The organism is Streptomyces sp. NPDC039424, assembly GCF_055639495.1.
The window spans coordinates 20,573-33,301 of the sequence record NZ_JBVKAI010000025.1 but is presented as its reverse complement, the minus strand read 5'-3'; the positions used below and the strand labels follow the sequence as shown (position 1 = coordinate 33,301).

Genomic DNA, 12,729 nt, shown 5'->3' with positions numbered 1-12,729 from the left:
GCGAAGAGGAAGACCAGATATGTCCAAGCACACGCTCTCCGTCCTGGTGGAGAACACACCGGGCATCCTCGCCCGGATCGCCGCGCTGTTCTCCCGCCGCGGCTTCAACATCGACTCGCTCGCGGTCGGTGTCACCGAGCACCCCGACATCTCCCGCATCACCATCGTGGTGAACGTCGAGGATCTGCCGCTGGAGCAGGTGACCAAGCAGCTCAACAAGCTCGTCAACGTGCTCAAGATCGTCGAGCTGGAGCCGGCGCAGGCGGTTCAGCGCGAACTCGTCCTGGTGAAGGTGCGCGCCGACAACGAGACGCGCTCCCAGATCGTCGAGATCGTCCAGCTCTTCCGCGCCAAGACCGTCGACGTCTCCCCGGAGGCCGTGACGATCGAGGCCACCGGCAGCAGCGACAAGCTGTCGGCCATGCTCAAGATGCTGGAGCCGTACGGCATCAAGGAGCTGGTCCAGTCCGGCACGATCGCCATAGGACGCGGAGCCCGTTCCATCACGGACCGCTCGCTGCGCGCCCTCGACCGGTCGGCGTAACACCGCGTTCGGGCCGGTCGGGTGACACCGGCCGCCCGTATGCCGAGATCCCGAAACCTCCCTTCCGCCCGCCGTCATACGGTGGGAGCAACACCTGCACACCAAGGAGAGAACCCAAAGTGGCCGAGCTGTTCTACGACGCTGACGCCGACCTGTCCATCATCCAGGGCCGCAAGGTCGCGGTCATCGGCTACGGCAGCCAGGGCCACGCCCACGCCCTGTCGCTGCGCGACTCCGGTGTCGACGTCCGGGTCGGTCTGCACGAGGGCTCCAAGTCCAAGGCGAAGGCCGAGGAGCAGGGTCTGCGTGCGGTGAGCCCGGCGGAGGCCGCCGCCGAGGCCGACGTCATCATGATCCTGATCCCGGACCCGATCCAGGCCCAGGTCTACGAGGAGTCCATCGCCCCGAACCTGAAGGACGGCGACGCGCTGTTCTTCGCGCACGGCTTCAACATCCGATTCGGCTTCATCAAGCCCCCGGCCGGCGTGGACGTCGCCCTGGTCGCCCCGAAGGGCCCGGGCCACCTGGTGCGCCGTCAGTACGAGGAGGGCCGCGGCGTTCCGGCGATCGCCGCCGTCGAGCAGGACGCCACGGGCAACGCGTTCCCGCTGGCCCTGTCGTACGCGAAGGCCATCGGCGGTACCCGTGCCGGTGTCATCAAGACGACCTTCACCGAGGAGACCGAGACCGACCTGTTCGGTGAGCAGGCCGTGCTCTGCGGTGGTACCTCCGCGCTGGTGAAGGCGGGCTTCGAGACCCTGGTCGAGGCGGGCTACCAGCCGGAGATCGCCTACTTCGAGTGCCTGCACGAGCTGAAGCTGATCGTCGACCTCATGTACGAGGGCGGCCTGGAGAAGATGCGCTGGTCCGTCTCCGAGACCGCCGAGTGGGGCGACTACGTGACCGGCCCGCGCATCATCACCGACGCCACCAAGGCCGAGATGAAGCAGGTCCTCACCGAGATCCAGGACGGCACCTTCGCCCAGAACTGGATGGACGAGTACCACGGCGGTCTGAAGAAGTACAACGAGTACAAGAACCAGGACTCCGAGCACCTGCTGGAGACCACCGGCAAGCAGCTGCGCAAGCTGATGAGCTGGGTGAACGAGGAGGCGTAAGCCTCATGGCGGGGGGCCGGGGCACACTGCTCCGGCCCCCGTTGTCCATCCCGTCCAGCCACGGACGGGTGATCCTTCCGCAGAGGCGTAAGACGCTATGTGTCCCGCCACTACACTGCTGCACAACACGCGTCAGGCCCACAGCGTCGTGCGTCTTCCGCGGCTAGCCCCTCCTCCGCCTGCGGCCGTCGGGACGGCCGTCCGCACGCATTGGACTTGTGAGGACTCACGTGAGCTCGAAACCCGTCGTACTCATCGCTGAAGAGCTTTCGCCCGCGACTGTCGACGCACTCGGCCCGGACTTCGAGATCCGGCACTGCAACGGCGCCGACCGGGCCGAACTGCTTCCCGCCATCGCCGACGTGGACGCGATCCTGATCCGCTCCGCCACCAAGGTCGACGCCGAGGCCGTCGCCGCCGCCAAGAAGCTGAAGGTCGTCGCGCGAGCCGGCGTCGGCCTGGACAACGTGGACGTCTCCGCCGCCACCAAGGCCGGCGTGATGGTCGTCAACGCCCCCACCTCCAACATCGTGACCGCCGCCGAGCTGGCCTGCGGTCTGATCCTCGCCACCGCCCGCAACATCCCGCAGGCCAACGCCGCGCTGAAGAACGCCGAGTGGAAGCGCAGCAAGTACACCGGCGTGGAGCTGGCCGAGAAGACCCTCGGCGTGGTCGGCCTCGGCCGCATCGGCGCGCTGGTCGCGCAGCGCATGTCCGCGTTCGGCATGAAGGTCGTCGCGTACGACCCCTACGTCCAGCCCGCCCGGGCCGCGCAGATGGGCGTGAAGGTGCTGTCGCTGGACGAGCTGCTGGAGGTCTCCGACTTCATCACCGTGCACCTGCCCAAGACGCCCGAGACGCTCGGTCTGATCGGCGAGGAGGCGCTGCACAAGGTCAAGCCGTCGGTGCGGATCGTCAACGCCGCGCGCGGTGGCATCGTCGACGAGGAGGCGCTGTACTCCGCCCTCAAGGAGGGGCGGGTCGCGGGCGCCGGCCTGGACGTGTACGCCAAGGAGCCGTGCACCGACTCCCCGCTGTTCCAGTTCGACCAGGTGGTGTGCACCCCGCACCTCGGCGCGTCGACGGACGAGGCGCAGGAGAAGGCCGGTATCGCCGTCGCCAGGTCCGTCCGTCTCGCCCTCGCCGGTGAGCTGGTGCCGGACGCGGTGAACGTCCAGGGCGGTGTCATCGCCGAGGACGTCAAGCCGGGCCTGCCGCTCGCCGAGCGCCTCGGCCGCATCTTCACCGCGCTCGCGGGCGAGGTCGCGGTCCGCCTCGACGTCGAGGTGTACGGCGAGATCACCCAGCACGATGTGAAGGTGCTGGAGCTGTCCGCGCTCAAGGGTGTCTTCGAGGACGTCGTCGACGAGACGGTGTCGTACGTCAACGCCCCGCTGTTCGCGCAGGAGCGCGGTGTCGAGGTGCGCCTGACCACCAGCTCCGAGTCGGCCGACCACCGCAACGTGGTGACCGTGCGCGGCACGCTGGCGGGCGGCGAGGAGGTCTCGGTGTCCGGCACGCTGGCCGGCCCGAAGCACCTGCAGAAGATCGTCGCGGTCGGGGAGTACGACGTCGACCTCGCGCTCGCCGACCACATGGTCGTCCTGCGGTACGAGGACCGGCCGGGCGTCGTCGGCACCGTCGGCCGCATCCTCGGCGAGGCGGGCCTCAACATCGCCGGTATGCAGGTCGCCCGGTTGGCGGCGGGCGGCGAGGCGCTGGCCGTGCTGACCGTGGACGACACCGTCGCCTCCGGCGTTCTGGCGGAGGTCGCGGAGGAGATCGGCGCCACGTTCGCGCGTTCCGTGAACCTCGTCTGACCCCCCTGGGCAGAGTCGTACGAAAGCGCCGGGCGGGCTGGTGATCCAGCCCGCCCGGCGCTTTCGTTTCGCCCGCCTTCTCAGGCGGCCACCTTCTCCCGCTCGGTGACCTCCGCGGCCACCGGGACATCCCGCACGGTCACCCGCCGCAGCGTCACCGCCGCCGCGACCGCGGCTCCCGCCAGCAGCAGCGCCCCGGCGATCGCCGCCCAGTGCATTCCGCTGACGAACGCCTGCCGTGCCGCCGTGGCCAGCCCCGGGACGCGGTCGGCGACGGCCAGGGCCCCGCCCAGGGTCTCGTGGGCCGGCGCCGGGGCGGAGGCCGGGATCTCGTGGCGGTAGACGGCCGCCCCGATGGAGCCGAGGACCGCCATGCCGAGCGCGCCGCCGAACTCGGTGCCGGTCTCCATGACCGAGGAGGCCGCGCCGGCCTGCTCGACGGGGGCGCTGCTCAGGGCGAGGTCGGAGAGCTGGGACATCACCATCACGACCCCGGAGGCCAGGACGCCGGCGGCGGCGAGCACCAGCCAGAGGGAGTCGGTGCCGGCCAGGACGAGCATGCCGTAGCCGGCCGCGGTGACGGCGAAGCCGGCGGCGACGACGTATCCCCGGTTGACGCCCTTCTGGACGAGCTGGGTCGTCACCGGTCCGGCGACGCCGATGAGCACCGAGGGCAGCAGGCTCCACAGCGCGGCCTCCAGCGGGCTCTTGCCGAGGACCGACTGCAGGTACTGGGTGGTGAAGAGGGCCGAGCCCATCATCCCGAAGGAGGAGACCAGGGTCAGCACGATCGACGGGGTGAAGCCGTGGCCGCGGAACAGGGCCGGCGAGATCAGCGGGGAGGCCGCGGTGCGCTGCCGGCGGACGAACAGCGCGGCGAAGAGCAGGCCGACGGCCACCGACACCACGTACCGCACGTGCCAGCCCTCGGACGGGATCTCCTTCAGGCCGTAGATCACGGGGAGCACGGCGGCCATCGACAGGGGGACGCTCGGCCAGTCGAAGCGGCCGGGGTTCTCGCTGCGGGACTCGGGGAGCAGGACCGGGCCGAGGACCAGCAGGAGCAGCATCGCGGGCAGGTTGACCAGGAAGACCGAGCCCCACCAGAAGTGCTCGACGAGGATGCCGCTCATCACCGAGCCGAGCGCGACCCCGCCCGTCATCACGCCGGACCACAGACCGATCGCCTTGGCGCGCTGGCCGGGGTCGGTGAACATCGTGCGCAGCAGGGCCAGGGTCGAGGGCATCAGGGTGGCCCCGCCGATGCCCAGTACCGCGCGGGCGGCGATCAGGGTCTCGGGGCTGTTCGCGTACGCCGCGAGCGCCGAGGCGGTGCCGAAGGCGGCGGCGCCCATGAGGAGCAGCCGGCGGCGGCCGATGCGGTCGCCCAGGGAGCCCATCGTCATCAGCAGGCCCGCCAGGACGAAGCCGTAGATGTCGAAGATCCACAGCTGCTGGGCGCCGGTCGGCTCCAGGTCCGCGTTGATCGCGGGGATCGCGAAGTACAGGACGGAGACGTCCATCGAGACCAGCATCAGCGGCAGCATCAGCACGCCGAGGGCGGTCCATTCGCGGCGCCCGGCGCGGGCGGTCGGCGTGGCGCTCGTCGAGTTCGTCATGACAGTGAATGTACACACGTATTAAACGCTTGTCTAGTACGACTGTGTAAGTCGTTCGTATAGGTCGTCCGTACAGGCCGGCCGTATAGGTCATCTGTATAGGACGTTTGTATGGATAGCGGGGTAGGATGGTCCGTATGGGACACCGTGAGGATCTGCTGGAGGGCGCCAAGCGCTGCCTGCTGGAAAAGGGTTTCGCCCGCACGACGGCGCGCGACATCGTCAAGGAGTCGGGGACCAACCTGGCCTCGATCGGCTACCACTACGGCTCGAAGGACGCGCTGCTCGCCCAGGCCTACATCTCGATGGTGGAGGGCATGTCCGACGTCTTCGCGGGCGCCGGGACCGGCGGGATCGACGGTGCGCCCGGCTCGCTGGAGCGGTTCCGGGCGGTGTGGTCGAACATCGTCGAGAGCATGCGGGAGCCCGGCTCGATGTGGCGGCTCAGCATCGAGATCATGACGATGGATCTGCCGGGGGTGCGCGAGCCTCTGGCCCACGCCCAGCGCGAGGGCGGACGCGGCCTGGTCGCCCTGCTGATGGACGTGCCGGAGGAGGAGGTGCCGGACGAGACCGCGGACACCCTCGGCCGGTTCTACCTGACCGTGCTGACCGGCCTCATGGCCCAGTGGACCTTCGACCCGAAGACCGCACCCGACGCGGACGCCCTCACCGAGGGACTGCGCCAGGTCGTCGAGGCCGCCACGCGGACATGACCGGCTACAGCCGCGCCCCCTTCAACGCCATGTGCAGCAACAGCCGGTCCTCCCCGTCGTCCAGGTCCAGACCCGTCAACTGCTCGACGCGGGACAGCCGGTAGTACAGGGTCTGGCGGTGGATGCCCAGCTCGGCGGCGGCACGGCCGGCCTGGCCCGCGCAGTCGAGGAAGACCTCGGCGGTGCGGGCCAGCTCCTGCTGGGCGGGGGCCAGGAGCGGAGTGGCCACGGGGTCCTGGGCGGCCTCGGGCGGCAGGGAGGTCAGCAGCCGGTACGGGCCGATCCGCGCCCACTCCGCGACCGGCCCGAACCGCGGCTCCGCCAGTGCCGCCCTGGCCGCCGAGGACGCCTCCTGCCAGGCGGTCCCGAGCTCGGCGAGCCCCAGCCGCGCGAGGGCGACCCCGGCCGCCGCACCGCCACCACCCCGCCCGGCACCCCTGCCCGTACTCCCCGCCCGCTCCAGCAGCCGCCCCGCCGCCGACACCGCCGGAGTCACGGCGTCCGTCGACCGCAGCCGCACCAGCAGCACGAGGCACTGCGCGGACGTCCCCCAGGGCGCCGTGCACAGCGCGGTCGCGCCCGGCAGCGTACGCACCGAGGGCGCGTCGTCCGGATCGGCGGACGGCCAGGGGGCCACGCACACCACCGTGTGCGGACCGTCCGCCCGGGGGCCGAGAGCCGTACGCAGCTCGGCCACCGCCATGTCCCGCTGCCAGCCCCGCTCGGCGGTGAGCACCGCCCGCAGCTCCCGGGTGAGGTCGGCGCCGTGCTGCGCCTCGTCCGCGAGCAGCGCGCCGATCCGCGCCGTGACCCTCATCGCCGAGGCCAGCTGCCGCTCGCTCGGGCCCGGGTCGTCGTCCAGGAGCCACACGTATCCGAGGACGACCCCCCGATGGCGTACGGGAAGGCAGATACGCCCCCGGTACACCCCCGCCTCCGGCGTCGGCGGGATACGGACCGGACCGGTCGCCCGCGTGATGCCGAACCCCTCGAACCAGGTCCGGACCGCCGCCGTGGAGCGCCGGGTCAGGATCGAGCGGGTGCGCACCGGGTCCAGCGCCGAGGCGTCCAGCTCGCCCTCGCTGTCGTACGCGCCGAAGGCGATCAGCTCGAAGTCACGGTTCTCCAGGGTCGCCGGCGCGCCCAGGAGCTCCGAGATCTCGTCCACCAGCTCCTGGTAGTCACCCACGTTTTTGAACGGCGCGGCATCGGACGTCACCCGGGCATTCTCGCGCATATCCCGCAGCCTTCATACATCTGTCTGAGATCCAGTGCACGGATGCGTGACAGCTGTCGATGGCCGACGATCGGAGGGATCCTTAGGTTTCACGGTGGTTCTCCGTGCCGTACCCGAATGGTCGGGTATCGGCCTTCTTTGCCCTTGTGGAGGTGCCCCGTGCTGGGTCCCGTGATTCTCGCCGCGTCGCGCAGCGACCGGATGCGACGCCTGATCTCGGCGGCCCCGGTGACCAAGCAGGTCGTCGACCGCTTCATCCCCGGCGAGACCGTGGACGACATCGTCCCGATCGTCGAGGACCTCACGGCGAAGGGCCTGGAGCTGACCATGGACGTGGTCGGCGAGGACATCACCACCCCCGAGCAGGCCGCCGCCGCCCGGGACGCCTATCTGGCGCTGACCGACCACCTCAAGCAGCTTCAGCTGGGCGACAAGGTCGAGATGTCGGTCAAGCTGTCCATGTTCGGCCAGGCGCTCGAAGGCGGCCACGAGCTCGCGCTGAACAACGTCCGCCCGGTCGTCGAGGCCGCCGCCGCCATCGGTACGACCGTCACCCTGGACGCCGAGGACCACACCACCCTGGACTCGATGTTCGCCATCCACGACGAGCTGCGCAAAGAGTTCCCGCAGACCGGATGCGTCATCCAGGCCTACCTCTTCCGCACCGAGGCCGACGCCCGCCGCCTCGCCGCGAACGGCAGCCGCGTCCGCCTGGTCAAGGGCGCCTACAAGGAGCCGGCCGAGGTCGCCTACCAGCAGAAGCACGAGATCGACAAGGCGTACGTCCGCGTCCTGAGGATCCTGATGGAGGGCGAGGGGTACCCGATGATCGGCTCCCACGACCCGCGTCTGATCACCATCGCCCAGGAACTCGCCCACCGCGCCGGGCGCAAACTGGACGAGTACGAGTTCCAGATGCTCTACGGCATCCGCGGCGACGAGCACCTGAGGCTGGCCGCCGAGGGCCACCGCATGCGCGTCTACACCGCCTACGGCACCGACTGGTACGGCTACTTCATGCGCCGTCTCGCGGAGAAGCCGGCCAACCTGCGCTTCTTCCTCCGGTCGATGGTCAGCAAGGGCTGATCCCCGCCCCCCCAAGCTCGCAACACCGCTCAGAGTAAGGAGTTACGGAACCCATGGACGCTGTGACCCAGGTCCCCACCCCCGTCAACGAGCCGGTGCACGGCTACGCCCCCGGCTCGCCCGAGCGCGCCCGGCTGGAGGTCAAGCTGAAGGAGCTGGCCGACAACCCGATCGACCTGCCCTGCACCATCGGCGGCGAGAAGCGGATGGGCGGCGGCGAGGCCTTCCAGGTCGTCCAGCCGCACAACCACAAGGCCGTGCTCGGCACCTACCGCAACGCCACCCAGCAGGACGCGAAGGACGCCATCGACGCGGCCCTCGCCGCCGCGCCCGCCTGGCGCGCGATGTCCTTCGACGACCGCGCGGCCATCATCCTGCGTGCCGCCGAGCTGCTGGCCGGCCCCTGGCGCGAGACCATCGCCGCCTCCACCATGCTGGGCCAGTCGAAGACCGCCCAGCAGGCCGAGATCGACAGCCCCTGCGAGCTGGTCGACTTCTGGCGCTTCAACGTCCACTACGCCCGCCAGATCCTGGCCGAGCAGCCCCCGGCCAACTCCCCGGGCGTCTGGAACCGCCTCGACCACCGCCCGCTGGAGGGCTTCGTCTACGCGATCACGCCGTTCAACTTCTCGGCGATCGCGGGCAACCTGCCCACCGCGCCCGCGCTGATGGGCAACGTGGTGGTCTGGAAGCCGTCCCCGACCCAGACCCACGCCGCCGTGCTGCTCATGCGGCTGCTGGAGGAGGCGGGTCTGCCCAAGGGCGTCATCAACCTCGTCACCGGCGACGGCATCGCGGTCTCCGAGGTCGCCCTGGAGCACCGGGACCTCGCCGGCATCCACTTCACCGGCTCGACCAAGACCTTCCAGTACCTGTGGAAGACGGTCGGCAACAACATCGAGAAGTACCGCTCCTACCCGCGCCTGGTCGGCGAGACCGGCGGCAAGGACTTCGTCGTCGCCCACCCGAGCGCCGACCGCGCGGTGCTGAAGACGGCGCTCACCCGTGGCGCCTTCGAGTACCAGGGCCAGAAGTGTTCGGCGACCTCCCGCGCGTACGTCCCCGCCTCGATCTGGAACTCCGGCTTCAAGGAGGAGTTCGCCGCCGAGGTCGACGGCATCGCCATGGGTGACGTCACCGACCTGTCGAACTTCATCGGCGCGGTCATCGACGAGCGCTCCTTCGCCAAGAACAAGGCCGCGATCGACCGTGCGAAGGCCGACCCGAGCTGCACGATCGTCGCGGGCGGCAGCTACGACGACTCGGTCGGCTACTTCATCCGCCCGACCGTCATCGAGTGCACCGACCCGGAGAACGAGGTCTTCACGACCGAGTACTTCGGCCCGATCCTCGCCGTGCACGTGTACGACGACAGCTCGGCCGAGAAGTACGACGAGATGCTGACCCAGATGGAGTCGGTGTCCGACTACGCCCTGACCGGCTCGGTCATCGCGGGCGACCGCGCGGCGGCGGCTCACACGATGGAGAAGCTGCGCTACGCGGCCGGCAACTTCTACATCAACGACAAGTCGACCGGCGCCGTCGTCGGCCAGCAGCCCTTCGGCGGCGGCCGGGCCTCCGGCACCAACGACAAGGCCGGCGCCCCGCAGAACCTGACGCGCTGGACCCTGACCCGCGCCATCAAGGAGACGCTGGTCGCGCCGACCGACTACATCTACCCGCACATGGGCTGACCGCCCGTCGTGAAACGGGCCGGGTCCGCACGGACCCGGCCCGTTCGCGTGTCCGCGCGGGCAGACTGTCCCCATGACGGACGCGGAGACGGTGACGGCCGATGACGGGACACGCCTGTGGGCCTCGGGTCCGGGCGGCGGTGAGCCGCTGGTGCTGTGCCACGGCGGCCCGGGCCTGTGGGACATGTTCACCGACGTGGCCGCACTGCTGGCGGACGTGACCGGAGTCGTCCGCTGGGACCAGCGCGGGTGCGGCCGGTCCGAGCGGAGCGCCGGCCCGTGGACGAGCGAGCGTTTCGTGGCCGACCTGGACGCCGTCCGACGGCACTTCGGGCTGGGCCGCATGCGCCTGCTCGGGCATTCCTGGGGCGCGCAGCTCGCGCTGAGCTACGCGCTGGCCCACCCGGAGCGGGTCAGCGCGCTGGTGTACGTCTCCGGCACCGGCATCGGCCCGGACGCCGACTGGCACCCCGGCTACCAGGAGAACTTCCGTGCCCGGCTCGGCGACCACCCCGAACGCCTCGCCCGCTGGCAGGAGTTGACCGACCGCCCGGACCGGACGGAGGACGAGGACCGGGAGCGGGCGGTGCTCCACTGGTCGGTCGAGTTCGAGGACCGGGAGCGTGCGCTGGAGCCCGCCGGACGCATGGCCGATCCCTGGTTCGGGATCAACGACGAGTGCGGCAGGGGGCTCAACGAGGAGCGCAGGCGCACCTGGGGCACCCCGGAGCTGTACGCCGCCTGCCAGTCCCTCGACCTCCCGGTCACGATCATCGACGGCGCCCGCGACATCCGCCCCCGCTCGGCGGTGGACTCCCTGGAGCGGGCCCTGCCCCGCGTCCGCCGGGTGAGCCTCCCGGACGCGGGGCACCTGCCGTGGGAGGAGGATCCCAAGGGCTTCCGGGAGGCGGTGGCGGCGGCCCTGTGAGCTACTTCTCGCAGGTCGTACGGCCCGGATGCCACCGGCAGGCGAGCGCGGCGAAACCGCCGTCCGCGACGACGGGTACGGCCGCCGTGTCCCCGCCCCGCACCACCTGAGGCGTGCGGACCAGGCCCGACGGCCCGTCCGTCAGGGTCTCCAGCAGCCAGCGTCCCGGCCCCAGCCGCAGGGGCACGTCGGCCGTGTGCGCCGCGCCCGCGAACGTGCCGCCGATGAACCAGCGGCCGTCCGCCGACCGCCGGGCCAGCACGGCCGAGCGGCCCGGGTCGCCGGCCAGGAGGCGGGTCTCCTCCCAGCGGGCGGGCAACTGCTGCAGGAAGCGGCGGGCCTCGGGGCGGGCGTCGTAGGACTCGGGGGTGCCGGAGAGGTTCTGGACGCCGGACTCGTACAGGACCGTCAGGCCCAGCTCGCCCGCGTCCGAGCTGACGTTGGGCCGGTAGGGGCGGTGGAAGGCTCCGGGCGTGAAGTCCATCGAGCCGATCGCGTTGCGGGTGAACGGGAGCGCGGCGAGGTGCTCGGCGGTGTTGCTGCGCTTCTCCTCGCCGCCGACGCCCTCCATCGTCATGACCTGCGGCCAGGTGCGCTGGATTCCCTTGGGGATCGTCGAGCCGTGGAAGTTCACCAGGAGGTGGTGGCGGGCCGTGGACCGAAGGACGTCGTCGTACCAGCGCATCCGCTCCTGCGACTCCGAGTCCATGAAGTCGATCTTCACGCCCTTGACGCCCCAGCGCTCCAGCGTGCCCAGCCAATTCTCCCGCTCGGCCGGATCGGTCAGCAGGGAGTAGTGCAGCCACACATGGATGCCGACGCCCTTCGCGGCGGCGTACCGCACCAGCTCCGGCATCCAGCTGTCGGTCTGCCAGTCCGGGTCGACGACGTCCCACGCGTCGGTCTTGAAGTACCAGCCCGCGTCGACGACTTCGTACGGCCAGTGCCGCTCGGCCGCGTAGTCCACGTACTTCTCCTGTGCCGTCAGGCTCTGCCCGGCCGCCTTGCCGCCGGCGAGCCAGGTCCACAGCGCCGGGCCCGGCCGGATCCAGGACGTGTCGCGGATCCGGGAGGGCGGGGCGAGGTCGTCGACGAGCGTGGACTCGGTGACGGTGGCCAGGTCGCCGGTGATGATCGTGCGCCAGGGGGTGGTCAACGCGCCCCGCGTCCGGACCGGTTCGTCGTTCCAGAGGCTCACCCCGTACGTCGGTGAGGCGGCCTGATGGGTGAGGTGGGCGCCCGCGTAGGAGCCGTCGAGGTCCGACTCGGCGATCAGGGCGTAGCCGCCGGGGGTGTCGAACAGGGCCTGCGTCATGTACGTACCCGCGGGGGCGGCGGTGGCCGACTCGTAGCGCTTGAAGGGGAGTTCGTTGTCCGCGCGGTAGGCGCCGAGGACGGCGCCGGCTCCGGTGGGGAGCGTGAAACCGGAGGCCTCGCGGAGCACGTCGCCGTGGTTGTGCGGCAGCGCGTAGCGGTAGGCGACGCCGTCCCGGGCGACCCGGGTGATCAGGTCGATGCGGGCGCCGTCGGCGGTGCGGAAGCGGAAGCGGGCCTCCGTCATCCGGGTGGCTCGGTGGTGGGACTTGCCCGCCGTGGCCGTGTAGCGCTCGGTGACGGTGCGGGCGCTGCGGCCCACGAGGGTCAAGTGCGCGGAGAAGTCGGCCTGTTGGGTGACCAGGCCGAGGGGTGACGGGTCGAGGACGGTGGCGCCGGCGCGTCTGACGGTGAGCGTGGGGTGGCCGTCGGCGGGATCGAGGGCGACCGTGGCGGTGGGGGAGTCGTGTGCGGGGCCGGGGGCGGACACCTCCCAGGTCGTGGGCGCCGTGGGGGCCGTGGCGCGGGCGGGGAGCGCGGTGGCGGCGGTGGCGAGCAGAGCGGAACAGAGCGTCAACACGATGGTGCGGGCCCGACGTTGGACCGGCATACGGAACCCTCCAGTCTCTGATTCATCCGATGTATGGGAGGGT

General features: G+C 70.8%; 10 protein-coding genes. 7 read left to right on the top strand and 3 right to left on the bottom strand.

Annotation, left to right across the window (positions count from 1 at the left end; genetic code table 11):
* Positions 1-19: 19 nt before the first annotated feature.
* The 3 genes from ilvN (at position 20) to serA (ending at position 3,482) form a co-directional block, all read left to right on the top strand.
* Complete coding sequence (gene ilvN, locus ACZ7L0_RS38425) at positions 20-544, top strand: acetolactate synthase small subunit (protein WP_059128941.1); 525 nt, start codon at positions 20-22, stop codon at positions 542-544.
* Between the two features lie 119 nt (positions 545-663).
* Positions 664-1,662, top strand: a complete 999-nt coding sequence (gene ilvC / locus ACZ7L0_RS38420; RefSeq protein ID WP_471247220.1) for a ketol-acid reductoisomerase — start codon at positions 664-666, stop codon at positions 1,660-1,662.
* Positions 1,663-1,892: 230 nt separating this feature from the next.
* Positions 1,893-3,482 (top strand): phosphoglycerate dehydrogenase, encoded by a 1,590-nt coding sequence (gene serA, locus ACZ7L0_RS38415; RefSeq protein ID WP_471247219.1) that lies wholly within the window; start codon positions 1,893-1,895, stop codon positions 3,480-3,482.
* Positions 3,483-3,562: 80 nt separating this feature from the next.
* Here the strand turns inward: serA and ACZ7L0_RS38410 are convergent, their stop codons facing one another.
* Positions 3,563-5,101 (bottom strand): MFS transporter, encoded by a 1,539-nt coding sequence (locus ACZ7L0_RS38410; protein WP_471247218.1) that lies wholly within the window; start codon positions 5,099-5,101, stop codon positions 3,563-3,565.
* Positions 5,102-5,238: 137 nt separating this feature from the next.
* Here ACZ7L0_RS38410 and ACZ7L0_RS38405 point away from each other — a divergent pair, with 137 nt between their 5' ends.
* Positions 5,239-5,817: a TetR/AcrR family transcriptional regulator gene (locus tag ACZ7L0_RS38405; RefSeq protein ID WP_471247217.1), complete on the top strand. Its 579-nt coding sequence runs from the start codon at positions 5,239-5,241 to the stop codon at positions 5,815-5,817.
* A 4-nt stretch (positions 5,818-5,821) separates the two neighbouring features.
* Here the strand turns inward: ACZ7L0_RS38405 and ACZ7L0_RS38400 are convergent, their stop codons facing one another.
* Positions 5,822-7,054 carry a PucR family transcriptional regulator gene (locus tag ACZ7L0_RS38400; RefSeq protein WP_471247216.1) on the bottom strand — a complete coding sequence of 411 codons (1,233 nt, stop codon included), beginning with the start codon at positions 7,052-7,054 and terminating at the stop codon, positions 5,822-5,824.
* A 159-nt stretch (positions 7,055-7,213) separates the two neighbouring features.
* Between ACZ7L0_RS38400 and ACZ7L0_RS38395 the strand changes: the two genes are divergently transcribed.
* The 3 genes from ACZ7L0_RS38395 to ACZ7L0_RS38385 all read left to right on the top strand — a co-directional run bounded on the left by ACZ7L0_RS38395 (position 7,214) and on the right by ACZ7L0_RS38385 (position 10,762).
* Positions 7,214-8,140, top strand: coding sequence for a proline dehydrogenase family protein (locus ACZ7L0_RS38395; RefSeq protein ID WP_471247215.1), 927 nt, complete (start codon positions 7,214-7,216; stop codon positions 8,138-8,140).
* A 53-nt stretch (positions 8,141-8,193) separates the two neighbouring features.
* Positions 8,194-9,834, top strand: a complete 1,641-nt coding sequence (gene pruA / locus ACZ7L0_RS38390) for an L-glutamate gamma-semialdehyde dehydrogenase (RefSeq protein ID WP_471247214.1) — start codon at positions 8,194-8,196, stop codon at positions 9,832-9,834.
* 73 nt (positions 9,835-9,907) lie between these two features.
* On the top strand, positions 9,908-10,762 hold the full coding sequence (locus ACZ7L0_RS38385; RefSeq protein ID WP_471247213.1) for an alpha/beta fold hydrolase: 855 nt from the start codon (positions 9,908-9,910) through the stop codon (positions 10,760-10,762).
* Position 10,763: 1 nt separating this feature from the next.
* On the opposite strand, the gene ACZ7L0_RS38380 is transcribed toward ACZ7L0_RS38385, so the two are convergent.
* A complete protein-coding gene (locus ACZ7L0_RS38380; RefSeq protein WP_471247212.1) occupies positions 10,764-12,686 on the bottom strand; it encodes a glycoside hydrolase family 97 protein in 1,923 nt (640 codons plus the stop codon).
* Between the last annotated feature and the right edge of the window lie 43 nt (positions 12,687-12,729).